Source organism: Microtetraspora malaysiensis, from assembly GCF_001528665.1.
In the GTDB taxonomy this organism is placed as follows: Bacteria; Actinomycetota; Actinomycetes; order Streptosporangiales; family Streptosporangiaceae; genus Microtetraspora_A; species Microtetraspora_A malaysiensis.
In genome coordinates, this window is the sequence record NZ_BBYJ01000008.1 from 56,837 (window position 1) to 81,445 (window position 24,609).

General features: G+C 69.6%; 19 protein-coding genes. 10 read left to right on the forward strand and 9 right to left on the reverse strand.

Annotated features, from left to right (window positions below):
* Nucleotides 1–22: 22 nt before the first annotated feature.
* Complete coding sequence (locus AWQ71_RS10545) at nt 23–397, reverse strand: FKBP-type peptidyl-prolyl cis-trans isomerase (RefSeq protein WP_067130614.1); 375 nt, start codon at nt 395–397, stop codon at nt 23–25.
* A 140-nt stretch (nt 398–537) separates the two neighbouring features.
* On the reverse strand, nt 538–1,977 hold the full coding sequence (locus AWQ71_RS10550; RefSeq protein WP_067130617.1) for a GuaB1 family IMP dehydrogenase-related protein: 1,440 nt from the start codon (nt 1,975–1,977) through the stop codon (nt 538–540).
* A 117-nt stretch (nt 1,978–2,094) separates the two neighbouring features.
* Between AWQ71_RS10550 and AWQ71_RS10555 the strand changes: the two genes are divergently transcribed.
* A complete protein-coding gene (locus tag AWQ71_RS10555; RefSeq protein WP_067130619.1) occupies nt 2,095–2,568 on the forward strand; it encodes a GyrI-like domain-containing protein in 474 nt (157 codons plus the stop codon).
* A gap of 17 nt (nt 2,569–2,585) precedes the next feature.
* Here the strand turns inward: AWQ71_RS10555 and AWQ71_RS10560 are convergent, their stop codons facing one another.
* On the reverse strand, nt 2,586–3,704 hold the full coding sequence (locus AWQ71_RS10560) for a CaiB/BaiF CoA transferase family protein (RefSeq protein WP_067130622.1): 1,119 nt from the start codon (nt 3,702–3,704) through the stop codon (nt 2,586–2,588).
* Nucleotides 3,705–3,927: 223 nt separating this feature from the next.
* On the opposite strand from AWQ71_RS10560, the gene AWQ71_RS10565 reads away from it, so the two are divergent.
* Nucleotides 3,928–5,298 (forward strand): FAD-binding oxidoreductase, encoded by a 1,371-nt coding sequence (locus AWQ71_RS10565; protein ID WP_067130625.1) that lies wholly within the window; start codon nt 3,928–3,930, stop codon nt 5,296–5,298.
* A gap of 3 nt (nt 5,299–5,301) precedes the next feature.
* Nucleotides 5,302–6,561, forward strand: coding sequence for an SAM-dependent methyltransferase (locus tag AWQ71_RS10570; protein ID WP_067130627.1), 1,260 nt, complete (start codon nt 5,302–5,304; stop codon nt 6,559–6,561).
* Between the two features lie 42 nt (nt 6,562–6,603).
* Here AWQ71_RS10570 and AWQ71_RS10575 read toward each other — a convergent pair whose 3' ends face one another.
* On the reverse strand, nt 6,604–8,127 hold the full coding sequence (locus AWQ71_RS10575; RefSeq protein ID WP_067130630.1) for a long-chain-fatty-acid--CoA ligase: 1,524 nt from the start codon (nt 8,125–8,127) through the stop codon (nt 6,604–6,606).
* Nucleotides 8,128–8,300: 173 nt separating this feature from the next.
* On the opposite strand from AWQ71_RS10575, the gene AWQ71_RS10580 reads away from it, so the two are divergent.
* Nucleotides 8,301–9,572 (forward strand): cytochrome P450, encoded by a 1,272-nt coding sequence (locus AWQ71_RS10580; protein WP_067130633.1) that lies wholly within the window; start codon nt 8,301–8,303, stop codon nt 9,570–9,572.
* A gap of 30 nt (nt 9,573–9,602) precedes the next feature.
* Here the strand turns inward: AWQ71_RS10580 and AWQ71_RS10585 are convergent, their stop codons facing one another.
* Nucleotides 9,603–11,489: a chromosomal replication initiator protein DnaA gene (locus tag AWQ71_RS10585; RefSeq protein WP_067130675.1), complete on the reverse strand. Its 1,887-nt coding sequence runs from the start codon at nt 11,487–11,489 to the stop codon at nt 9,603–9,605.
* A 449-nt stretch (nt 11,490–11,938) separates the two neighbouring features.
* On the opposite strand from AWQ71_RS10585, the gene leuS reads away from it, so the two are divergent.
* The 3 genes from leuS to AWQ71_RS43705 all read left to right on the forward strand — a co-directional run bounded on the left by leuS (nt 11,939) and on the right by AWQ71_RS43705 (nt 16,328).
* Nucleotides 11,939–14,401, forward strand: coding sequence for a leucine--tRNA ligase (leuS, locus tag AWQ71_RS10590; protein WP_157570278.1), 2,463 nt, complete (start codon nt 11,939–11,941; stop codon nt 14,399–14,401).
* A gap of 32 nt (nt 14,402–14,433) precedes the next feature.
* A complete protein-coding gene (locus AWQ71_RS44340; protein ID WP_281195949.1) occupies nt 14,434–14,556 on the forward strand; it encodes a hypothetical protein in 123 nt (40 codons plus the stop codon).
* A gap of 176 nt (nt 14,557–14,732) precedes the next feature.
* Entirely contained in the window at nt 14,733–16,328 is a 1,596-nt protein-coding gene (locus tag AWQ71_RS43705; protein ID WP_084258764.1) for a cellulase family glycosylhydrolase, read from the forward strand.
* Between the two features lie 24 nt (nt 16,329–16,352).
* On the opposite strand, the gene AWQ71_RS10600 is transcribed toward AWQ71_RS43705, so the two are convergent.
* The 3 genes from AWQ71_RS10600 to AWQ71_RS41495 all read right to left on the reverse strand — a co-directional run bounded on the left by AWQ71_RS10600 (nt 16,353) and on the right by AWQ71_RS41495 (nt 18,768).
* Nucleotides 16,353–17,474, reverse strand: coding sequence for a MalY/PatB family protein (locus tag AWQ71_RS10600; protein WP_218001733.1), 1,122 nt, complete (start codon nt 17,472–17,474; stop codon nt 16,353–16,355).
* Between the two features lie 161 nt (nt 17,475–17,635).
* On the reverse strand, nt 17,636–18,337 hold the full coding sequence (gene lexA / locus AWQ71_RS10605) for a transcriptional repressor LexA (RefSeq protein ID WP_067130681.1): 702 nt from the start codon (nt 18,335–18,337) through the stop codon (nt 17,636–17,638).
* Complete coding sequence (locus AWQ71_RS41495) at nt 18,334–18,768, reverse strand: hypothetical protein (RefSeq protein WP_157570279.1); 435 nt, start codon at nt 18,766–18,768, stop codon at nt 18,334–18,336. The genes lexA and AWQ71_RS41495 overlap by 4 nt, the downstream gene beginning before the upstream one ends.
* Between AWQ71_RS41495 and nrdR the strand changes: the two genes are divergently transcribed.
* Both nrdR and AWQ71_RS10615 read left to right on the forward strand, forming a co-directional pair.
* Complete coding sequence (gene nrdR, locus AWQ71_RS10610) at nt 18,763–19,224, forward strand: transcriptional regulator NrdR (RefSeq protein WP_067130684.1); 462 nt, start codon at nt 18,763–18,765, stop codon at nt 19,222–19,224. The genes AWQ71_RS41495 and nrdR overlap by 6 nt on opposite strands.
* A gap of 109 nt (nt 19,225–19,333) precedes the next feature.
* The gene (locus tag AWQ71_RS10615; protein WP_067130687.1) at nt 19,334–22,168 is read left to right on the forward strand and encodes a vitamin B12-dependent ribonucleotide reductase; all 2,835 of its coding nucleotides are present in this window, start codon (nt 19,334–19,336) and stop codon (nt 22,166–22,168) included.
* Between the two features lie 134 nt (nt 22,169–22,302).
* Here the strand turns inward: AWQ71_RS10615 and AWQ71_RS10620 are convergent, their stop codons facing one another.
* A complete protein-coding gene (locus AWQ71_RS10620; protein ID WP_067130690.1) occupies nt 22,303–23,610 on the reverse strand; it encodes an MFS transporter in 1,308 nt (435 codons plus the stop codon).
* A 53-nt stretch (nt 23,611–23,663) separates the two neighbouring features.
* Here AWQ71_RS10620 and AWQ71_RS10625 point away from each other — a divergent pair, with 53 nt between their 5' ends.
* Nucleotides 23,664–24,539 carry a winged helix-turn-helix transcriptional regulator gene (locus tag AWQ71_RS10625; protein ID WP_067131520.1) on the forward strand — a complete coding sequence of 292 codons (876 nt, stop codon included), beginning with the start codon at nt 23,664–23,666 and terminating at the stop codon, nt 24,537–24,539.
* Nucleotides 24,540–24,609 lie beyond the last annotated feature (70 nt).

Sequence of the window (24,609 nt, forward strand, 5' to 3'; positions counted from 1 at the left end):
GTGAAGGCCCCCGCCCGATCGATCAGCTCACGCCGAGCAGGTCGACCACGAAGATCAGCGTCTCGCCCGGCCTGATGGCGTTGCCCGCGCCGCGGTTGCCGTACCCGAGGTGCGGCGGGATGGTGAGCCGGCGTCGCCCGCCGACCTTCATCCCGGCGACGCCCTGATCCCAGCCGGCGATGACCCGGCCGCCGCCCAGCGGGAACTGGAACGGCGTGCCGCGGTTCCACGACGCGTCGAACTCCTCGCCGGTCGAGAACGCGACGCCGACGTAGTGCACGCTCACAGTGTGTCCGGGCTTGGCCTCCGGGCCGTCACCCTCTACGAGATCGACGATCTCCAGGTCCGTGGGCGCGGCGCCCTCGGGGAAGTCGATCTCGGGCTTTTCCAGTGCCACCTGGCTCTCCTTGTCGCGGTCGCGTCACTCGGGGCCGGGGCCCGATGCCCTGGCCAACCGGATGACTCTACCGGGCGCCGCCCCGCGGTCCGGGCCGCATGGAAAGATCGGCCCGGACCGGGGCGGGCGGCGTCCGGTTGTCACCAGCTCTGGTGCAGGGGCATCCCCTCGGTGTAGCCGGACGCGCTCTGCACGCCGACGACGGCCCGCTCGTGGAACTCCTCCAGGCTGGTGGCCCCGGCGTAGGTGCACGCGGAGCGCAGGCCCGCCACGATCGCGTCGATCTGGTCCTCGACGCTGGGCCGCACCGGGTCGAGGAACATCCGCGAGGTCGAGATGCCCTCCTCGAACAGTGCCTTGCGCGCCCGCTCGAACGGTGTGTCGTCGGCCGTGCGCAGCCGTACGGCACGGGCCGAGGCCATGCCGAAGTTCTCCTTGTACTTCTGGCCGTCCGCGGTGGTCCGCGTGTCACCCGGCGATTCGTACGTCCCGGCGAACCAGGAGCCGATCATGACGTTGGCCGCGCCGGCGGCGAGGGCGAGGGCCACGTCGCGCGGGTGCCGCACGCCGCCGTCGGCCCACACGTGGCGGCCCAGCCGGCGCGCCTCGGCCGAGCACTCCAGCACGGCGGAGAACTGGGGACGGCCGACGCCCGTCATCATCCGGGTGGTGCACATGGCGCCGGGGCCGACGCCGACCTTGACGATGTCGGCGCCCGCTTCGATGAGGTCGCGCACGCCCTCGGTGGTCACGACGTTGCCCGCCACGACGGGGACGCCGGGGTCGAGCGCGCGCACGGCGCCCAGCGCGGAGATCATCTTGTCCTGGTGGCCGTGCGCGGTGTCGACCACGAGCACGTCCACGCCCGCGTCGAGCAGCTCCTTGGCCCGCGCGCCCACGTCGCCGTTGACGCCGACCGCGGCCGCGACGCGCAGCCGCCCGGAGGCGTCCACCGCGGGCTCGTACAGCGTGGCGCGCAGCGCGCCGGTCCGGGTCAGGATGCCGACCAGGCGGCCCTCCCCGTCCACGACGGGGGCGAGCCGGTGCCGGCGCTCGTGCAGGGAGTCGAAGGCGACCTTGGGGTCGGTGCCCCGGGGCAGCGTCTGCGGCGACGGAGTCATGACCTGGGAGAGCTGGGTGAACATGTCGACGCCGTGGCAGTCGGCCTCGGTGACCACGCCGACCGGGCGGTTGTCCCAGTCGACGATGATGACCGCGCCGTGCGCCCGCTTGGGCAGCAGGTTCAGCGCCTCGCCGACGGTGTCGTGCGGGGTCAGCGTGATCGGCGTGTCGTGGACGAGGTCGCGTTCCTTCACCCAGGAGATCACGTCGGCGACCACGTCGAGCGGTATGTCCTGCGGGATGACGGTGATGCCGCCGCGCCTGGCCACGGTCTCCGCCATGCGGCGGCCCGCCACGGCGGTCATGTTGGCCACGACGACCGGGATGGTGGTGCCCGTGCCGTCCTTGGCCGACAGGTCGACGGCCAGCCGGGACCCGACCGAGGAGCGGGACGGGACCATGAAGACGTCGCTGTACGTGAGATCGTAGGGCGGCGTCACATCATTGAGGAATCGCACGTTTGTCCAGCATATGCGGTGAGCGGAGGAAGTTGGCATTCCCGCCGGTCCGGTGCCGTGCATCAGCGATCCGCTTTCGTAGGATCCGTGGTGGCGAGGGAATTATTGGGAGGAAATGTGATCATCGTGGACCGGCCGGAGGTGCTCGTCGTCGGCCATGCTGTGCGGACGACCAACGCGGCGGAAGCCGATCCCGCTCGCGCCCAGCTGCCGGCGCTGTGGGCCCGCGCGGGCGCGCCCGGAGCATTCGCGCACGTGCCCGGGCGCGTGGACGAGAACGTGTACGCCGTGCTGACGGACTACGAGAGCGACCACAACGGGGCCTACACCCAGGTCGTCGGCGTCGCCGTGCACACCGCGGCGCGGCTGCCCGAGGGCATGGTCGCCGTACGGGTGCCGGGTGTGCCGGCGATGCGGCTGGAGGCGCGCGGCCCGATGCCGGACGCGCTCCTGGACGTCTGGGAGCAGGTGCGGACGCACACGGACTCCGGCGGCACGCCGCCCCGCGCGTTCACGACGGACCTGGAGATCCACCACCCGGCGGGCGTGGACCTCTTCATCGCCGTGCTGCCGTCCTTCGGGGAGTCCTGACTTCTCGGCGGTCCCGCTCAGGCCAGCGTGCCCGCCTCGCGCAGCGCGGTCGCGGTGGCGTCGTCCAGCCCCCACGAGCCGAGGTCGAGCAGACGGGTCGCGGGGGCGAGGTCGCTCCGCCCGGCCCCCAGCAGCCGGGGCGCGGGCGCGGGCTGGGTGACCCCGTCCACCTCCACGAAGGTGCCCCGCGCCTCGTTGTGCGGGTGGCGCACGGCCTCGGCCATGGAGAGCACCGGGGACACGCAGGCGTCCGACCCCTCGAAGACGGCCTCCCACTCGGCCCGGGTGCGGCCGCGGAACGCCGCGGCGAGCCGCTCGCGGATCACCGGCCAGTTGGCCCGGTCGTCGCGGTCGGGCAGGTCGGAAAGGCCCATCTTCGCCAGCATCTCGGCCCAGAACTGCGGTTCCAGCGCGCCCACGGCCAGGTAGCCGCCGTCCGCCGTCTCGTACGTGTCGTACATCGGGGCGCCGGTGTCCAGCAGGTTCGTGCCGCGCGGACCCCACAGGCCGGACTGCACGGCCTGGTAGAACATCGCGACCATCGTCGCCGCGCCGTCCACCATCGCGGCGTCGATCACCCGGCCGCGCCCGGTGCGCTCCCGCTCGAAGAGGGCGAGCAGGACGCCGTACGCGAGCATGAGCCCGCCGCCCGCGAAGTCGCCGACGATGTTGAGGGGCGGCGTGGGCCGCTCGCCCTCCCGGCCGAGCAACGACAGGACGCCCGAGACGGCGATGTAGTCGATGTCGTGCCCCGCCCTCGGCGCCAGCGGGCCGTCCTGGCCCCATCCGGTCATCCGGCCGTACACCAGACGCTCGTTCACGGCGTGCAGGTCGGCCGGGCCGATGCCGAGCCGCTCGGCCACGCCCGGCCGGAACACCTCGATCACCACGTCGGCGCCGGCGGCGAGCGTCTTGAACGCCTCCACGCCCGCGGGGGACTTCAGGTCGAGCCCGATCGTGCGCTTGCCCCGGTCCATCACGTCCCGGCGCGGCGCGTCGGTGACCGCGGCCACCCGGTCGACGCGCAACACCTCCGCGCCGTGGTCGGCCAGCATCATCCCGGCGAACGGCCCCGGCGCGAGACCGGCGAGCTCCAGCACGCGTACTCCGGCCAGCGGGCCCTTCCCGTCGCTCATGGGACCTCCTCGACGTCGCGTCCGTACGGCAGGCACGAGTAGAACAAGGTTCGGTGCGTAGGCGCAAGTGACAGCGGGTACGGGAGAATGGCCGCCCCCCTGAGGATCACTGATTTCAGAGCCCTGATAGTTTTCTCGGGCTTAACGTGTCCAGTCTGGTCTGGGATGGTTTCCAGGGATAACGTGCCCTAGAGACGATCTCTACATTCCTGGGGGTGGTTTCATGCCAGAGCGCACGGCCAGTATGACCGCCCACGACAAGGCGGTCGAGCAGATCAGGGAGTCGTACGCCGCGATTCCCGAAGGCTCCGCGCCCCGGCTGGCGAAGGCCACCACGAACCTCTTCCGCTTCCGGGAGCCGGTCAAGACGGCCAGGCTCTCCGCGCGTGACCTGGACCAGGTCATCGAGGTGGATCCGGAGCGCCGGACGGCCGAGGTCCAGGGCATGACGACGTACGAGAACCTCGTCGACGCCACCCTGCCGTATGGCCTGATGCCGTATGTCGTGCCGCAGTTGAAGACGATCACGCTGGGCGGCGCGGTGACCGGCCTCGGCATCGAGTCCAGCAGCTTCAGAGACGGCCTGCCGCACGAGTCGGTCGAGGAGCTGGAGATCCTCACCGGCGACGGCCGGGTCGTCGTCGCCCGGGAAGAGGGCGAGTACGCCGACCTGTTCCGGGCCTTCCCGAACTCCTACGGCACGCTCGGATACGCCCTGCGGATCCGGATCAAGCTGGCCCCGGTGAAGCCGTTCGTCCGGCTGACCCACCTGCGGTTCACCGACGCGGCCAAGTGCATGCTCGCCATGCAGGAGATCTGCCAGAGCGGCGAGCACGACGGCGAGCGGGCCGACTTCGTCGACGGCACCTACTTCAGCCCCGACGAGCTCTACCTCACGATCGGCACGTTCGCCGACACGGCGCCGTACGTGTCCGACTACACCGGGATGCGCATCTACTACCAGTCGCTGCGCACGCGCACCCGCGATTGGCTGACCGTCCGCGACTACCTGTGGCGCTGGGACACCGACTGGTTCTGGTGCTCGCGCGCGTTCGGCGTGCAGCAGCCGCTGGTCCGCTCGCTCCTGCCGCGCCGCTGGCTCCGCTCCGACGTCTACCGCCGCCTCGTCGGCCTCGACCAGAGGTACGGCGTGACCGCGCGGCTGGACCGCTGGCGCGACCGGCCGGTGCAGGAGTCGGTCATCCAGGACGTCGAGGTGCCGGTGGAGCGGGCCGCCGAGTTCCTGGAGTTCTTCCAGGAGCAGGTCGGCATGACGCCGGTCTGGATGTGCCCGCTGAAGGCGACGGGGCAGTGGTCGCTCTACCCGCTGGAGCCCGGCCGGCTCTATGTGAACTTCGGCTTCTGGGGAATGGTGCCGCTGCCCAGAGGCGCGCACGACGGCCATCACAACCGTTTGATCGAGAACGCCGTGCACGATCTGGAGGGACACAAGTCCCTCTACTCCTCCTCCTTCTATGAGCGGGAGGAATTCTGGCGGCTGTACAACGGGGACGCCTACTGGCCGGTCAAGGACGCCTACGACCCCGGCGGGCGCTTGCTCGACCTGTATGAGAAGTGTGTACGGGGAAGGTGATCAATGAAACTCGCCGAGATCTTCGAGAAGATCGTTGGCCCTAGCGCGGATGTCCAGTTCGTCGCATATGACGGGAGCAAGGCGGGTCCCCCCACCGCCGACGTCCGCCTCGAAGTGAAGTCCCCCATCGCGGTCGCGTATCTTGCGCAGGCTCCCGGTGAGCTCGGTCTGGCTCGGGCGTACGTCTCCGGCCACATCGACGTCCACGGCGACATGTACGAGCTGCTCGACCGGATGTGGTCGCTCACGCTCAACGACATCCCCCTCAGCGAGAAGATCGCGGCCGTGCGGGCGCTCGGCACCAAGCCGCTGCTGATGCGGGTGCCGCCGCCGCCCCAGGAGATGCGGCGCAGCACGCTGGCCCGGCTCGGCAGCCGGCACGCCAAGCAGCGTGACGCCGAGGCGATCCACCACCATTACGACGTCTCCAACCAGTTCTACGAGTGGGTGCTCGGCCCCTCCATGGCGTACACGTGCGCGGTCTTCCCGACGGCGGACGCCACGCTGGAGGAGGCGCAGTACGCCAAGTTCGACCTGGTGGCCAAGAAGCTGGACCTCCAGCCGGGCATGCGGCTGCTCGACATCGGCTGCGGCTGGGGCGGCATGGTCATGCACGCCGCCCGCGAGTACGGCGTGAAAGCCCTTGGCGTCACGCTGTCGCGGCAGCAGGCCGAGTGGGCGCAGAAGGCGATCGCCGAGGCGGGTCTGTCCGAGCTGGCCGAGGTCCGCTACATGGACTACCGCGACGTCAAGGAGTCGGGCTTCGACCGGGTCAGCTCGATCGGCCTCACCGAGCACATCGGCAAGGACAACCTGCCGTCGTACTTCTCCTTCCTGTACAGCAAGCTCAAGCCGGGCGGGCGGCTGCTCAACCACTGCATCACCCGCCCGACCGGCAAGGAGAAGACGATCAACAAGGGCGGTTTCATCAACCGCTACGTCTTCCCGGACGGCGAGCTGGAGTCGGTCGGCCACCTGGTCCGCCAGATGGAGGACACCGGGTTCGAGATCCGCCACCAGGAGAACCTCCGCGAGCACTACGCGCTCACGCTGCGCGAGTGGTGCGCCAACCTCGACGCCCACTGGGACGAGGCGGTCCGGGAGGTCGGCCGGGGCACCGCCCGGGTGTGGCGGCTCTACATGGCCGGCTGTGTCGTCGGGTTCGAGCGCAACAAGGTCCAGCTCCACCAGATCCTCGGTGTCAAGCTCGACCGCGAGGCGCAGTCCCAGATGGCGCTCCGCCCGTCGCTCGACTGGCCGTGAGCTCGGGCGGAGGCCGTCCGTAGTACTACGCCGCCCTGACCGCTACCGCAGCTCCCGCTTGAGGATCTTGCCGGTGGCAGTCATGGGCAGGGCGTCGCGGAACTCGACGATCCGCGGGTACTTGTAGGCCGCCATCGTCTCGCGGCTCCACGCGATCAGCTCGTCCTCCGCGACCGTCGCGTCCGCCTTGCGGATGATGTACGCCTTGATCTCCTCGCCGTGCGAGTCGTGCGGGACGCCGACGACCGCGGCGAGCGAGACGGCGGGGTGGGTCATCAGCACCTCCTCGATCTCGCGCGGGTAGACATTGAAGCCACCCCGGATGATCATGTCCTTGGCGCGGTCCACGATGAAGTAGAAGCCGTCCTCGTCGCGCCTGGCCACGTCGCCGGTGCGGAACCAGCCGTCCCGCATGACCTCGGCCGTCGCCTCGGGCCGGTTGTAGTAGCCCTTCATGACGTTGTGGCCGCGGACGGCGATCTCGCCCACCTCGTCCTGGGTGTTCCACTCGGCGTCGATGAGCTTCATCTCCACGCCCCAGATGGGGGTGCCGATCGAGCCGGGCTTCGTCGGACGACCCCGCTGGTTGAAGGCCGCCACCGGGGACGTCTCGGACAGGCCGTACCCTTCGAGAACGCCGACGCCGAAGGTCGCCGAGAAGTCCTTCAGCACCTCGACCGGGATCGCCGCGCCGCCGGAGACGGCGGTGGTCAGGGTGGGGGGCACCTCGGCGGCGCCGGTCCGGACCGCGGTCAGCATCGCCCAGAACATCGTGGGCACACCCGCGAAGAACGTGACCTTCTCCGCGTTCATCAGGGTGAGCGCCTCCACCGGCTCGAAACGGGGCAGCAGCGCCAGCGTCGCGCGCCGCCGGAACCCGGCGTTCATGACCGTGGTCTGGCCGAAGGAGTGGAACAGCGGCAGCGTGGCGAGGAAGACGTCGTCATCCTGGCGGAGGAACATCTCGTCGCTCACCATCGCGTTGACCAGCATGTTCTGGTGGCTGAGCTCGGCGCCCTTGGGCTGCCCGGTGGTCCCGCTGGTGTAGAGGATGACGGCCGTGTCGTCGGGCGCCGTCTGCACCGTCTCGAACTCGCCGGACATGCCGTCGAGCGCGGCCCACAGCGACTCGCCGTAGGGGGACTCCGTGGCGAACGCCTGCGCGGGCAGCGCGAAGAAGTGCTCCGCGCCGGACTCTTCGAAGCCCTTGCGGCCGCGCTCGCCGAGCGGGAGCTCCGGGGTTCCCTCGAAGCAGAAGAACGCCTTCGCGTCGGAGTCGTCGAGGTGGTAGGCGATCTCCCGCGACTGGAGGAGCACGTTCAGCGGGACGACGGTCGCGCCCGTCTTGAGGATGCCGAAGTAGACGAAGGGGAAGTAGGGGAGGTTCGGGCAGGCCAGCGCCACCTTGTCGCCCTTGCCGACGCCGCGCGACACGAGCAGGTTCGCCACCTGGTTGGCGACGGTGTTGACGAGGGAGTAGGGGAGGCGAAGGTCTCCGAAGATCACGGCGGTCCGGTCCGGGACTTCCCGGGCGCTGTCTTCGAGCACGACAGAGAGATTGAGCATCGCCGCTCCTCGGTTCTGGGGGGGGTTACATACCGACCGGTTGGTAACACACCGTACTAGGAGATCGCCTGGAATGTCATGATCGCAGGAGCAACTGGTGCGGGCACGATCGCTGTGGCAGCATCAAAAACCGAACGGCATTCTAGTCAGTCGTCAGCCCCGGGAGTCCTCTCATGACATCTCAGCCCGTGGAACGCACGCCGATCAGATCGGCGGCCGACATCAATCTGTCCGACTGGGACTTCTGGGAACGGCCCATGGAGGAGCGTGAGCACGCCTTCGCGGTGCTCCGCGGCCTGGAGACGCCCGCGTTCTTCGCCGAGCCCGAGTCGCCGTTCGCGACCCCGGGCCCCGGCTACTACGCCCTCGTCCGGCACGCCGACATCGTCGAGGCGAGCCGGAACCCCGAGATCTTCTGCTCGGGCGACGGCGGCTCGACGAACATCATCGACATGCCCGCCGAGTTCGCCGAGTACTTCGGCTCGATGATCAACATGGACGACCCCCGGCACGCCCGGTTGCGCCGGATCGTCTCGCGGGCGTTCACGCCGCGCATGATCAAGCGGTTCGAGGCCGACGTCGAGGCGGCGGCCGCGCGCATCGTCGACGACCTGCTGGAGGCCGGGCCGGGGTGCGACTTCGTCGCCGAGGTGGCGGCCCGCCTCCCCTTGAAGATCATCTGCGACATGGTGGGCATCCCCGAGCGGGACTACGGGCTCGTCTTCGACCGGTCCAACATCATCCTCGGGGCCGGCGACCCCGAGTACGTCGCCGACAAGGACGCCATCGCCACCGCGCTGCTCTCCGCCGGGATGGACCTGCAGCAGCTCGTGCAGGAGCTCGCCGCCCACCGCGCCGACAACCCCACCGACGACCTCACCTCGGCACTCGTCAACGCCAACATCGACGGCGAGCGACTGACCGCGCAGGAACTCGGTTCGTTCTTCATCCTGCTCGTCGTGGCCGGCAACGAGACCACTCGCAACGCCATCTCGTACGGCATGCGCCTGCTCACGCTCCACCCCGAGCAGCGCAGGCTGTGGACCGACGACCTCGCCGCGCGCACGCCGGGCGCGGTCGAGGAGATCGTGCGGCTCGCCTCACCGGTCAACTACATGCGCCGCAAGGTCACCCGGGACCACGAGATGAACGGCACGCTGTACCGCAAGGGCGAGAAGGTCGTCCTCTACTACCGGGCAGCGAACCGGGACGAGGCGGTGTTCACCGACCCGTTCCGCTTCGACATCCTCCGCGATCCCAACCCGCACCTGGGCTTCGGCGGGCCGGGCCCGCACTTCTGCCTCGGCGCTCACCTGGCCCGGCGGGAGATCAGCGTGATGTTCCGCGAGCTGCTCACCCGGGTGCCGGAGATCGAGGCGGGCGAGCCGGAGCTGCTCTTCTCCAGCTTCATCAACGGCACCAAGCGCATGACCTGCACGTTCTGACCCGCCGGTCCGGGGCCGCCGCCCGGTCGGCTAACCGACCGGGCGGATCCGCTTGAAGACCGTGTTGATGTCGGGCAGCAGCTCGTCCTTCTGCTTGGGCACCTGCATGTAGACGATCGTGGGCAGCTCGCCGCCCGCGTTCAGGGCCGCGACGACCGCGGTGGTCTGCTCGGCGCCCGACTTCACCGTGTACGCCACGAGCTGGCCGGTCATGCCGCCCCGCGACAGCCGCTGCTGGGCGGCCCTGGAGACCTTGATGTTCTTGTCGAAGAGCTTCCCCCGGGCCTGGAGCATCACCGAGCTGATCACCGGGCTGAGGTCGTCCCCGGCGGTGTACTTCGCGGCGAGCGACTTGTCCAGTGGTCCGGTCATGACCTGGGCGAACTGCGGCTTGCCCCCGGTCGTCATCCCGGCCGCCACGTACTGGCGGGTGGCGAAGCCGTACGTGTCGTGGATGTGCTGGGTGCGCTGGTCGTACTGCCAGGGGCCGCCGAGCTTGGGCAGCGTGATCTTGCCCTCGGAGTCGGTGACCGTTCCGGCCACCGGAGACGGCGTGCCCTTGAACGTCGGCAGAGCGGGGAGCGACGCCGGCTTGCCCGCGACCGGCGCCGACTGCTTGGCGGACGGCGCGCTGGACGGCTTCGTGTCGTCCGGGGACTCGCCACTCAGCGGGCCGGAGACGAACGCCCACACCAGCGCGGCGATCAGCGCGATGACCACCGTGCCGAGCAGCGCGAACAGCCAGATCGGCCGCCTGTTCTCGTCGTCGTAGTAATCGTCGTCCGAGCTGCGCTCACCCTCAGGGCCGAAGACGGTGTTCCACAGCTCCTCCTGGCGGTGTGCCGGAGGGGTCTTCGGGCCGCTGATCTGACCGGCCGTGACGAACGGCCGGTACGGATCGTCCGCGCGCTCCATGCCCTTCTGGGGCCGCTGGCCGTACGGGTCGGCGGCGCCGGGGAAACCGGGGCGCTGCTCCGGGCCGGGCTGCCCGGCGGGCGGCGGACCACCGGGGGCCGCCTGCGGGTGCACGGCGGGCGCGGGCATCGACATCGTCGAGTCCGGGCCGGGCGCGGACGACATGGGCGGCGACGGGGTGGGCAGCGACATCGTGGCGTCGGCCGCCGCGGCCCCGCCGAACGCCAGGCGGTCGTCGCGCAGCGGATCCGGCCGCGGCGCCTGACCCAGCGGGTCCGGACGCAGCGGGTCGACGGCCAGCGGATCGGGCCGGTGGTCCGGAGAGGGGCCGGTGCGCAGGGGGTCCTGGCGAACGCCGAGCGGGTCGTCGCGCAGCGGGTCCGGAGACGGTCCGGGACGGTCCTGCCGTATGCCCAGCGGGTCCGGGCGCAGCGGGTCGACGGCCAGCGGATCGGGGCGGGAGGGGTCCCCGAGAGCGGGGTCGGGCCACGCCGGCTCCGGCCGCCTGCTGTCAGCGCGGGCCGGCTCGCTCCACGCCGAGTCCTGTCGCGCCTGCTCCCGCCTGGGCGGAGGACCCCACACGTCCTGGCGCGACTGCTCGGACCACCCGTCCTGGCGCGCGGGCTCGGGGCGCACGCCCAGCGGGTCGCTCCCGTACGAGGCCGGGGACGAAGGGGGGAAGGGGTTGGGGCCGGTCACGTGCTGCGACGACTGCGGCATGCCGTACGGGTCGTCGGCGCGAGTTTCGCCGTAGGGGGCCGGGGGCAGGTAAGCGACGCGCTCCTCCCGACCATGAGACGGGTTCCCTGAGGGGCCCAGAGGTGGGTACTCTCCGGTGTGCCGCGATGGGTCCGCGGCCTGCTCGGCCGATTCGAACGATCGTGCGGACGGCGTGAACGACGAGCCCGGTGGGACCTCGGGCCACGCGGGCGGGACCTCCGGCCACGCCGGCGTCCGCTGCGACTCGCTGTGCTCCGAGGGCACGGTACCTCCCGAGATCATGCCCGAATTGGGTGCGCCTGGCATGATCTCATGCGAACCTGGCGGCGTCGTATGGAAACCCGAGAATGCACCGCGGAATTGCTCGCCCGTCGGGTCGGTCGGCGGGTCCTGCATCGGAAGATCCGTCTGCGGGAATTCCGGGCCCGAACCCGGCTGGACTGAGTTCACCACCCGAAGAGAGTAAACTAAAAGGACATAGACGGTCACAGCGGATCTATCACCTTTGCCGTATCGCCGTCCAGACCCGATGTGGTCCGGTAGATCCTGAAGCGACGCTCTTGCCGTCTGCGCTACCCTTGGTATATGCGCGCCGCGACCCTGCTTGCTTGGCCGCATCGACTGGGCTGATTCCCCCTCGATGCGGCTGCCCCTCGTGCGAAGCGGGGGGCTTTGTTGTGAGCAGGCGCCCTCACCGCGCCTTTAAGGAAAGCATCCCTTCGGGAGTTGACGTGGACGAGCTGGTGTACGACCCGCAGGCGCTGCAGGCCAAATGGCTGCAGCGGTGGGAGGAGCTGAACCCCTTCGCGGCGGTGGAGGACGAGGCGGACACCAGGCCGCGCCGCTACATGCTCGACATGTTCCCCTACCCGTCGGGCGACCTGCACATGGGCCATGGCGAGGTGTTCGCCATCGGCGACGTCGTCGCGCGCTACTGGTTCCAGAAGGGCTACAACGTCCTGCACCCCATCGGGTGGGACTCCTTCGGCCTGCCCGCGGAGAACGCGGCGATCAAGCGTGACGCCCACCCCGCCGAGTGGACCTACGCCAACATCGAGACCCAGGCGAACTCCTTCAAGCGTTACGCCGTCTCCTTCGACTGGTCGCGACGGCTGCACACGAGCGACGAGGACTACTACCGCTGGAACCAGTGGCTGTTCAACCGTTTCTATGAGCGCGGCCTGGCCTACCGCAAGGGCGGCCTGGTCAACTGGTGCCCGACGGACCAGACGGTGCTGGCCAACGAGCAGGTCGTGGCCGGCAAGTGCGAGCGCTGCGGCTCGGACGTGGTCCGCCGTGAGCTGACGCAGTGGTACTTCAAGATCACCGACTACGCCGACCGGCTGCTGGACGACATGGCCCTGCTGGAGGGCGGCTGGCCCGAGCGGGTCCTCACCATGCAGCGCAACTGGGTCGGCCGCTCCACCGGCGCCGACGTCCAGTTCCAGATCGAGGGCAGGGAAGAGCCGGTCACGGTCTACACCACGCGCCCCGACACGCTGTACGGCGCGACGTTCTTCGTGGTCGCCGCCGACGCCGCGCTGGCGGAGGAGATCGTGGCCCCCGACCGGCGCGAGGCGCTGAAGGCCTACCGCGCCGAGGTGGCCAAGCTGTCCGACATCGAGCGCCTGTCCACCGAGAAGGAGAAGACCGGCGTCTTCCTGGGTGTCCACGCGATCAACCCGGTGAACGGCGAGCGGATCCCGGTCTGGGCGGCCGACTACGTCCTGTCCGACTACGGCCACGGCGCCATCATGGCGGTCCCCGCCCACGACCAGCGCGACCTGGACTTCGCGCTGAAGTTCGGGCTGCCGGTCAAGGTCGTCGTCCACACCGGCATGGCCGACCCGGGCGAGACCGGTGTCGCCACCCCGGGCGAGGGCAAACTGGTCAACTCCGGGCCCCTGGACGGCCTGACCAAGGCCGAGGCGATCGCGCGGATCGTCGAGATCCTGGCGGAGCGGGGCACCGGGCGCGCGACGGTCAACTTCCGGCTGCGCGACTGGCTGCTGTCCCGGCAGCGCTTCTGGGGCACCCCGATCCCGATCATCCACTGCCCCGACTGCGGCGAGGTCCCGGTCCCCGACGACCAGCTCCCGGTCGCGCTGCCCGACCTGCGCGGCGCCGACCTGAAGCCGAAGGGCGTCTCGCCGCTGGCCGCGGCGACCGACTGGGTCAACGTGGAGTGCCCCAAGTGCGGCGGCGCCGCCAAGCGGGACACCGACACGATGGACACCTTCGTCGACTCCTCGTGGTACTTCCTGCGCTACTGCTCCCCGGGGTACGAGGACGGCCCGTTCGACCCGGGCAAGGTCCGCCGCTGGGGCCCGATCGACCAGTACGTCGGCGGTGTGGAGCACGCCGTGCTGCACCTGCTGTACGCGCGGTTCTTCACCAAGGTCCTGTTCGACATGGGCCTGGTGACCTTCACCGAGCCGTTCCTGCGGCTGCTGAACCAGGGCCAGGTCATCAACCAGGGCAAGGCCATGTCCAAGTCGCTGGGCAACGGCGTCGACCTCGGCCAGCAGATCGACGCGTTCGGCGTGGACGCGGTCCGGCTGACCATGGTCTTCGCCGGCCCGCCCGAGGACGACATCGACTGGGCCGACGTCTCGCCCGCCGCCTCGCAGAAGTTCCTGGCCCGCGCCTTCCGCGTGATGGCCGAGGCGGGCGCGGCCTCCGCGCCGGGCGCCGACGTCGCCGCGGGTGACCTGGAACTGCGCAAGGTCACCCACCGGACCATCGACGAGGTCACCAAGCTGGTGGACGCCCACCGCTTCAACGTGGCGGTGGCCCGCACGATGGAGCTGACGTCGGCGGTGCGCAAGGCCATCGACTCCGGCCCGGGCGCCGGCGACCCCGCCGTCCGCGAGGCCGCCGAGACGCTGGCCGTCATGCTGTCGCTGGTCGCGCCGTACACGGCGGAGGAGGGCTGGGCGCGGCTCGGCCACGCCCCGTCGGTGGCGCGGGCCGGCTGGCCGGTCGCCGACCCGGCGCTGCTGGTGCGCGAGTCGGTCACCTGCGTGGTCCAGGTCGCGGGCAAGGTCCGCGACCGCCTGGAGGTGTCGCCGGAGATCTCCGCCGCCGACCTGGAGACGCTGGCGCTGGCCAGCGAGAAGGTCCGGCCGTACCTGGACGGCGCCCCGCGCAAGGTGATCGTCCGCCAGCCGAAGCTGGTCAACATCGTCCCCTGATGCCCCGGCGGCGCCCTGAGTAGGTCTCGATCGTGAGATGGCCGGGGGCGCTGCTGCCGGGGGTCGGGCTCGCCGTGACGGCGGGTGGCGGCGGGGCCGGAGACGGCCTCGCCGCCACGCACGAGCTCAACCAGAGGGGGAGCCGGACGCCTTGATCCGGCATTGACGCTCGCTGATCTGCCCTACACAATGGCGGCCGAGCCGTAAATCACACATTGTTAGGCGTGCGGTCAGGGCATGCCACGACCACCCACCGCGTGAGCGGTGGTCCTGGAGCGTGCGCCTGACCATCCGGCTCAGTCAGCCGCGCCTCCGGGATGGGAGGCACGTCTTGTTTAGACGCATTCTCGGCGGGCTGGCCACCGTCGCCGCGATGGCGGCGGCCGTACTCGTCGCGTCCGGCTCGCCGGCGCAGGCGGCGGGCACCGGGACCGGATACCTGCACACCAGCGGCAACAAGATCGTGGACAGTACGGGCGCGACCGTCCGGCTGACCGGCATCAACTGGTTCGGCATGGAGACCGACAACAAGACCTTTCACGGCCTGTGGTCCGGCAACCCGTGGAAGAGCCAGCTCGACCTGATGGCGAGCCTCGGCTACAACACCATCCGGGTTCCGTGGTCCGACGACGCCGTCAAGCCGGGCGCCGTCGCCACGAGCATCAACACCTACACCAACCCCGACCTGGTCGGGCTGTCCCCGATGCAGATCCTCGACAAGGTCGTGGGCTACGCGGGCACCAAGGGGATGCGGATCATCCTGGACCGGCACCGGCCGACCAGCGCGGGCCAGTCGCCGCTCTGGTACACCTCCACGGTCTCGGAGGCGACCTGGATCGCCGACTGGAAGGCGCTCGCCCAGCACTACGCGGGCGACCCGACCGTCATCGGTGCGGACCTGCACAACGAGCCGCACGCCGAGGGCACCAACCCCGCGGCCACCGGCGCGTGCTGGGGATGCGGTGACGTGAACCGCGACTGGCGGCTGGCGGCCGAGCGGGCCGGCAACGCCGTCCTCGCCGTCCAGCCCAACTGGCTGATCTTCGTCGAGGGCGTGAGCTGCCCGAGCGGGGGCCTGTCCAACGTCTGGGACAACGACCCGAGCAACGACGAGGACTGCGGCTGGTGGGGCGGCAACCTCAGCAAGGCCAAGGACTACCCGGTGCGGCTCGACGTGCCGAACCGCCTGGTCTACTCGCCGCACGAGTACGCCACCTCGGTGTATCACCAGGAGTGGTTCGACGACCCGTCCTACCCCGCCAACATGCCCGCCATCTGGGACCGGTACTGGGGCTACCTGTATAAGCAGAACATCGCCCCGATCATGGTGGGCGAGTTCGGCACCACGCTGGCGAGCAACATCGACAAGGTCTGGCTCCAGGAGCTGATGAAGTATCTCGGGAGCGGCGTCAACGGCATGTCGTTCACGTACTGGTCGTGGAACCCCAACTCGGGTGACACGGGCGGCATCCTCAAGGACGACTGGACCACCGTCGACCAGGCCAAGCAGAGCATCCTTCAGCCGTACCTGATCCCGCCCACAGGCGGCGGCACGCCGTCCCCCTCGGCTTCGCCGTCCGTCACGCCGTCGGCCTCCCCGTCGGCGCCCCCGTCCGGAGGGAAGACGTGTACGGCGACCTACACGGTGACCAACTCGTGGAGCGACGGCTTCCAGGGCGAGGTCGCGGTCAAGAACACCGGGACGGCGGCGATGTCCGGATGGACGGTGAAGTGGACCTTCCCGAACGGCCAGACGATCAGCCAGCTCTGGAACGGCACGCTCGCCGCGAACGGGTCCTCGGTCACGGTGACCAACCTGAGCTGGAACGGCGCTCTGGCGGTGAACGCCTCGACGACGTTCGGCTTCAGCGCGTCCTTGTCCGGCGCCAACGGCAGCCCGGCGTCGGTCACCTGTACCGCCTCCTGAACGCCGCCCCCGAGGGGCGGCCGGTCAGGACAGCGCGGCGGAGATGCGGCTGAGCATCTCCTCCAGGATCGGCTCCGAGGTGCCGAAGTTGAGCCGCGCGTAGCCCTCGCCTCCCGGGCCGAACAGCGGCCCGGGGTTCAACCGCACCCGCGCCTCCCGTTCCAGGTACGCCGCCGGATCCTCGTCGAGGAAGCCGAGGTCGAGCCACCCCAGATAGGTGGCCTCGGGGATCCGGTAGCCGACCTGGGGCGGGAGCCGCTTGGCGATCAGGCGGCGGTTGCGGTCGAGGATGGTGAGCACCTCGGCCAGCCAGTCGTCGCCGTGCCGCCAGGCGGCCACGGTGGCCTCCACACCGAACAGGTTCGGCGCGCCGTAGATGTGGGCGGGCTGCGCGTCCACCGCCTCGCGCACGGCCGCGGAGCCGAGGTGGGCGACGCAGCAGCGGATGCCGCCCATGTTGAACGCCTTCGTCGCGGACGTGAGGGTGACCGTGCGCTCGGGGAGGATCGTGCCGAACGGGATGTGGGTCCGCGGCGCGTACGTCAGGTCGGCGTGGATCTCGTCGGAGATGACCAGGGCGTCGTGCCGCTCGGCGTAGGCGGCGAGGGCGGCGAGCTCCGCCGCGGTGAGCACGCGGCCGGTCGGGTTGTGCGGGTTGACCAGGAGCAGCACGTCGGCCCGCTCGTCCGGGACCTCGAACCGCCAGCCGTCGCCGTCCGGCACCATCGGGACGGGGAGCAGCCGCCGGCCCATCTGCGCGATCGTGTCCAGGAACGGGTGGTAGGCCGGGGTGTGCAGGGCGATGGTGTCACCGGGGCGGGTGGTCAGGTGCAGCAGGACCTGGAGTGCCTGGTTGACGTCGCTGTACGAGCGGACGTGGCCGGGGTCGAGGCGGAAGCCGTACCGGGTCTCCATCCGCTCGGCGAACGCCTCGCCGAGGGGGCCGACGGTGGGCTGATCGATCCAGGTGGGGTAGCCGAGGTCGGTCTCGACGCGGCGGATCAGCGCCTCGCGCACCGCTTCCGGAACGGGGAAGTCCATGTCGGCGACCCAGGAGGGGATCACACCGGGTGCGGTCTCCGACCACTTGAGGCCGTCGCGGCGGGATGCCGCCTCAAGGGTGAGCTGATCAAGGTTGCGCGTCACACCAGTAAGCCTATTTGCGGCATTCACCCGCATTGCCCATTGGCCAGCCTGTCACGCTGGTGCTCCGCGGTGACCTGGGTCACCGCGGAGCGACGCGTGGACGAACCGGGCTGCCGGTGTCGTCGACGGTGCTCCGGCCTTCAGTCAGGCCGGGGAGCGCGTCAAAGCTTGCGCAGGACGGCGGTGACCTTGCCCAGGACGGTCGCCTCGTCGCCCGGGATCGGCTCGTAGTTGGCGTTGTGCGGAACCAGCCAGACGTGGCCGTCCTTGCGCTTGAAGGTCTTGACCGTGGCCTCACCGTCGATCATGGCGGCCACCACGTCGCCGTTGTCCGCGACCGGCTGCTGGCGCACCACGACCCAGTCGCCGTCGGCGATCGCCAGGTCGATCATCGAGTCGCCGCTGACCTGCAGGAGGAACAGCGTGCCCTCGCCGACGAGCTGCTTGGGCAGCGCGAAGATGTCCTCGATGCTCTGCTCGGCCAGGATCGGGCCTCCGGCCGCGATGCGGCCGACGAGCGGCACGTACGCGGCGGTCGGGCGGCTGAAGCTCGGCTCCACCTCGGGGGCGTCCGGATCGACCCACAGCACCGGCTCGCCCGGCAGCCGGACCTCCAGCGCGCGGGGCCGGTGCGGGTCACGGCGCAGGTAGCCCTTGCGCTGCAAGGCGGTGAGCTGATGCGACACGCTTGAGGTGCTGGTCAGCTGGACCGCCTCGCCGATCTCGCGCATCGACGGCGGATATCCGCGCTGCTGCACCGAGTCGCGGATCACCTCGAGGATCTTGCGCTGCCTGGGGGTGAGACCAAGGGCATCCCGCCTGCGCACCGCCAGGTCGTTGACGCTCTCTTCCTGCCCGCTCACCAAACCACCTCCCAATCCGTGTTCTTCATGTCGCACAGAGCGACGGTACCTCGATCGAAGATCATCTTCAAACAATTGTTCGATTCGATGTGAATCGCCGTCACCTGCGCAGTTGTATCGACATCGTACGGGAGTTCGATCGACATCGTGTTCGATATTGCCGAGATTTCGCCGATCTTCTTGTAGGGTGCCGCGCGATGCAGTTGGGGTGGGCGACACGCCCGGGCTTCCAGACGGTTCCGCTGGTTGAACGGCCACTTCGCTCGACGGGGGTCCGCCGACTTGCGTTCAAGGTCGGGCACTTCTACGGTTGGACCACAACATCTAGTAGTTACAGAGATGTACTTCACCACAGCTTGTGTTTCCGTGACCGCTTCACGACGTTTTCGTGAAGTGGGCGCAAGCGTTTCCAGGGAGGCGATGACGTGCACTGCCCGTTCTGCCGTCACCCGGACACGCGGGTCGTCGACAGTCGCTCGACAGAGGACGGGGCGGCCATCCGCCGCCGGCGTACCTGCTCCGAATGCGGGCGCAGGTTCACCACGCAGGAGACCGTCCTCCTCATGGTCAGCAAGCGCAGCGGGGTGACCGAGCCGTTCTCGCGGGACAAGGTCGTCGCCGGAGTGCGGCGGGCCTGTCAGGGACGCCCGGTCGGCGAGGATTCTCTCGCCCAGCTCGGGCAGCTGGTGGAGGAGAACATCAGGGGCACCGGATGCGCCGAGATCGCCTCGCACGAGGTGGGGCTCGCCATCCTGGGGCCGCTGCGCGAGCTGGACGAGGTCGCCTACCTGCGTTTCGCCTCCGTCTACCGGGGGTTCGAGACGCTCGCCGACTTCGAGGCCGAGATCGAGCAGCTCAGAGGCGCGCGTACCGCCGTCCAGCAGTAGCGGCGGAAGGTGGCGGGGCCGCGCACGTCGGCCGTCGTCACTCAGGGTGATCAAACAGACACGTGATCGGATGCGAGGGGCTCCCACCGGGCCCCGGGAGGGGGAATTCATGACGGAGATCGTGAACGGCACCGAGACGGGCACCGGGGGACGCGGCGGCAAGCGGCCGCGTAAGGGTTTGAAGATGAAGCGCGTCTTCACCACCCCGGGGGTCCATCCGTACGACACGGTCACCTGGGAGCGCCGCGACGTCGTCATGACGAACTGGCGCGACGGCTCGATCAACTTCGAGCAGCGCGGCGTGGAGTTCCCCGACTTCTGGTCGGTCAACGCCACCAACATCGTCACCAGCAAGTACTTCCGCGGCGCCGTCGGCACGCCGCAGCGCGAGTCGAGCCTGCGGCAGCTCGTCGACCGCGTCGTCGACGTCTATACCAAGACCGGCGTCGAGAACGGCTACTTCGCCACGGACGAGGACGCCGAGATCTTCGACCACGAGCTGAAGCACGCGCTGGTCCACCAGGTCTTCAGCTTCAACTCGCCCGTGTGGTTCAACGTGGGAACCGCCTCGCCGCAGCAGGTGAGCGCGTGCTTCATCCTGGCCGTGGACGACCAGATGGAGTCCATCCTGGAGTGGTACAAGGAAGAGGGTGTCATCTTCAAGGGTGGCTCCGGCTCCGGGATCAACCTCTCCCGCATCCGTTCCAGCAAGGAGCTGCTCTCCAGCGGCGGCACGGCCAGCGGGCCGGTGTCGTTCATGCGCGGCGCCGACGCCTCGGCGGGCACCATCAAATCCGGCGGCGCCACCCGCCGGGCGGCCAAGATGGTCGTCCTCGACGTCGACCACCCCGACATCGAGGAGTTCATCGACACCAAGGCGCGCGAGGAGGACAAGATCCGCGCGCTGCGGGACGCCGGGTTCGACATGGACCTCGGCGGCAAGGACATCGTGTCCGTGCAGTACCAGAACGCCAACAACTCCGTCCGCGTCTCCGACGAGTTCATGCGCGCGGTCGAGAACGGCGGCGACTTCGGCCTGCGGGCGCGGCTGACCGGCGAGATCATCGAGAAGGTCGACGCCCAGTCGCTGTTCCGCAGAATGGCCCGGGCCGCCTGGGAATGCGCCGACCCCGGCCTGCAGTACGACGACACGATCAACGACTGGCACACCTGCCCGGAGACCGGGCGCATCACGGCCAGCAACCCCTGCTCGGAGTACCTCCACCTGGACAACTCCTCCTGCAACCTCGCGTCGATCAACCTGCTGAAGTTCCTGCGCGACGACGACACGTTCGACGTGGACAACTTCGTCAAGCTGACCGAGCTGATCATCACGGCGATGGACATCTCGATCACCTTCGCCGACTTCCCGACCGAGAAGATCGGCGAGACCACCCGGGCCTACCGGCAGCTCGGCATCGGCTACGCCAACCTGGGCGCGCTGCTGATGGCCACCGGCCACGCGTACGACTCCGAGGGCGGCCGGGCGATCGCCGCGGCGATCACCTCCCTGATGACCGGAGTCTCCTACCGCCGCTCGGCCGAGCTCGCCGCGATCGTCGGCCCGTACGACGGCTACGAGCGCAACGCGGAGCCGCACAAGCGCGTCATGCGCAAGCACGCGAGCGCCAACGACGACCTGCGCACGCTCGACGCGATGGACAAGACGATCCACGTCGAGGCGACCCGCCAGTGGCAGGAGTGCCTCCGGCTGGGCGAGAAGAACGGCTACCGCAACGCCCAGGCGTCGCTGCTCGCGCCCACCGGCACCATCGGCCTGATGATGGACTGCGACACCACCGGCATCGAGCCCGACCTCGCCCTGGTCAAGTTCAAGAAGCTGGTCGGCGGCGGCTCCATGCAGATCGTCAACCAGACGATCCCGCGGGCGCTGCGGCAGCTCGGCTACCAGGAGGAGCGGGTCGAGGCGATCGTCGAGTACATCTCCGAGCACAGCCACGTGGTGGACGCCCCCGGCCTGCGCACCGAACACTACGAGGTGTTCGACTGCGCCATGGGCGAGCGGGCCATCGCCCCGATGGGCCACGTCCGGATGATGGCCGCCGTCCAGCCGTTCCTGTCCGGCGCGATCTCCAAGACCGTCAACCTGCCCGAGACCGCCACGGTGGACGACATCGAGCAGGTCTACCTGGAGGGCTGGAAGCTCGGGCTGAAGGCCCTGGCCGTCTACCGGGACAACTGCAAGGTCGGCCAGCCGCTCTCGGTGGCGAAGAAGACCTCCGAGAGCGTCTCGGAGGAGACCGCCCCCGAGGTCCAGGTCATCGAGGTGCCCCGGCCCACCCGGCGGCGCCTGCCGAACCAGCGGCCGAGCATCACCACGCGGTTCACCGTGGGCGGGGCCAAGGGCTACATGACGGCGTCGTCCTACCCCGACGACGGCCTCGGCGAGGTCTTCCTCAAGATGTCCAAGCAGGGCTCGACCCTCGCGGGCGTCATGGACGCCTTCTCCGTCGCCATCTCGATCGGCCTGCAGTACGGCGTTCCGCTGGAGACCTACGTCCAGAAGTTCGTCAACATGCGGTTCGAGCCGGCCGGCATGACCGACGACCCGGACGTCCGGATGGCCCAGTCCGTCATGGACTACATCTTCCGGCGGCTGGCGCTCAACTACCTGCCGTACGAGGACCGGGCCGCCCTCGGCATCTTCTCGGCCGCCGAGCGGGCCGCGCAGGCGCGCGGTGAGGACCCGGCCGCGCTGCACGAGGTCGTGGACACGGCGGCGCTGGCCCAGTCCGCGCCGATCGAGCCCAAGCGCGCGGAGGTGGCGCGCCCCGAGCCCAAGCGCTCCTCCTCCGACTCTCTGGAGAGCCACCAGGGCCGTACGGCCGACGCACCGCTGTGCATGACCTGCGGTACGAAGATGCGCCCGGCCGGTAGCTGCTACGTCTGCGAGGGCTGCGGCAGCACCAGCGGCTGCAGCTGATTCCCGGCGCCGCCAGGGATGTGAAATAGCAAGTCAGAGCGGGGAACCGGTGAGATTCCGGTTCCCCGCTTCTGCTTGTGCACGACACACCTGAAGTCACCCCTCACCTGATCAGCGTGCGGCGCACCTGGGCTTCACGGGTTGGACGTGTCCGCTTGGGCTTCAGGGACGAACTGCCGACGATGCGGTGCCGAGCCGGTGGATTCGTCGCTCTGCTGATAGTCGGTGAAGTCGCGCAGGCGCCGGATCGGTGAGGCCAGCAGGACCAACGGTATGCAGATGGCCGCGGTGACAAAGATCATCAGGGTGACCCGGCCGCTGAGCACCCCGGCGATCGCTCCGGCGATCAACCCGCCGATCGGGATCGCGCCCCAGGAGACGAAGCGGACCGTGGCCATCACCCGAGGCAGCAGGTCGGGCGGGCTGGCGATCTGCCGATACGTGCGGGTCACCACGCTGAGCACCACGACGCCGGCGGAAAATACCACGTTGCCGACGGCGAAGGCCGCGAGGCCCTGCCAGCCGGTGCCGAGGGGAACGACGAGCGCCCCGGCGACCATGACGAAGCCGGAGACGATCAGGGCGCGGGCGGTGCCGAGCCTGGCCGTGACCTGGTTCGTCAAGGCCGCGCCGATCAGCGCGCCGACGCCGTCCGCCGCCAGAAGCAGGCCGACGAGGCCGGGCTCGGTGTGCAGCTCGCGTACGAGGTACAGCGCGTAGAGCGCTTGCTGTGCCCCGCAGACCGTGTTGGCCGCGGTGGCGGCCCACATGCACGGACCCATGACCGGGTGGTGCACGACGAAACGCCAGCCTTCACGGATCATCGCGCGCACCGGTGGCCAGCGGTCGGGGGCCTCCGCGCGGCGTTCGGGCAGGGTCCGCAGCAGCAGGGCTGAGACAAGGTAGCTGGCCGCGTCGACGAGGAGGGTGGGCACCGCCCCGAGCGCCTGGATGAGGAGACCGCCAACCGACGGCCCACCGAGCTGAGTAGTGGCGTGAGTGCCGGACGCCAGGCTGTTACGGGACTGCAACTGCTCCTTGCTCACGATCGACGGCAGGAAGGTCGAGTTGGCGACGTCGAAGACGACGTTCGCGAAGCTGATCACGAGGGCCACGATCACCAGCTGGGCGACCGTCAGCCGGTCCAGCCACCAGGCCAGCGGGATGGAGATGACCGCCGCCGCGCGGGCCAGGTCGGCGGCGACCTGAACCCTTCGCATGGGGAGTCGCTGCACCACCACCCCGGCGGGCAGGCCTATCACGATCCAGGCGACGTAACCAGCGGCGGCGATCATGCCCAACTCGAACGCGGAGGCGTCGAGCACCGTCAAGGCCGTCAGCGGCAGCGCCACCGCGCCTACCGCCGAGCCGACCGCGCTGGTCGTGCCGGCCGTCCACCACCGCCAGAAGACGCCCGCTCCACCTCCACTGTCGATTCCCATCCCAGCACCCCTCCTGAGTAAGTTCCATAATGGAACGCACTATACTGGGGTACGTGAAGCGCGCCGATCTGCCCGACTCCGACTGCGGTATCGCACAAGCGCTCGGAGTGATCGGCGACTGGTGGACGTTCCTGGTAGTGCGGGACATCGCGGGCGGCACCACCCGCTTCGACAGCCTTCAGCGTGAGCTCGGCGTCAGCCGTCGAGCGCTGGCCGAACGCCTGGCCGGGCTCGTCGAACACGGGGTGCTCGAGAGGCGGCCCTATTCCGATCGCCCGCCGCGCTACGACTATGTGCTGACCACGAAGGGTGAAGGCCTGCTGCCGGCGCTCATCGCCCTGCAGGATTGGGGCGCCAGACACGTGATGGGCGATGGGGCGCTGACCGCGACCAGCGAGGACGGGTCCGCCGAGAGCCGTCGCGTGCACAAGCTGGTCAACCGGAAAATGCCGGATGTCGTGCTGGAGCGACATGACGGCGAGCTGGTCGCGCCCAACGCACCGGGCGGCGTCTGGACTGTGCTCTACTTCTTCCCCGGCGCCTTTGCCCCGAGCACCCAGGGCTACCCGCCCGGTTGGGCCGACGTCCCAGGGACGAAGGGTTGCACGTTGGAGGCTCTTACCTACGCGTCACGGTGTGCCGACTTCGAGGCGGCAGGTGCCACGATCCGAGGCGTGAGCACCCAGCGACCCGACCAGTTGGCCGCCTTCGTCACGCACGCGAGGTTGCCCTATCCCCTCCTGTCCGACCAGGACAGCAGACTCGCCGCCGGGCTGCTGCTGCCGACCTTCCGGGCGGCCGGCGTCGACCGCTTCAAGCGCCTCACCCTGTTGGTCGACGCCGACGCGATCATCCGCGCGGTGCAGTTTCCGATCAGCGATCCGGCCGGTTCAGTGGATGAGATGCTTGCCCTCGTCCGCAGTCAATGACAACGATCCGTGCGCGTCGTCGCCCATCGCCCGCCTGCTCTTCACCGCCGCGATAACCTCCTCACCCCGG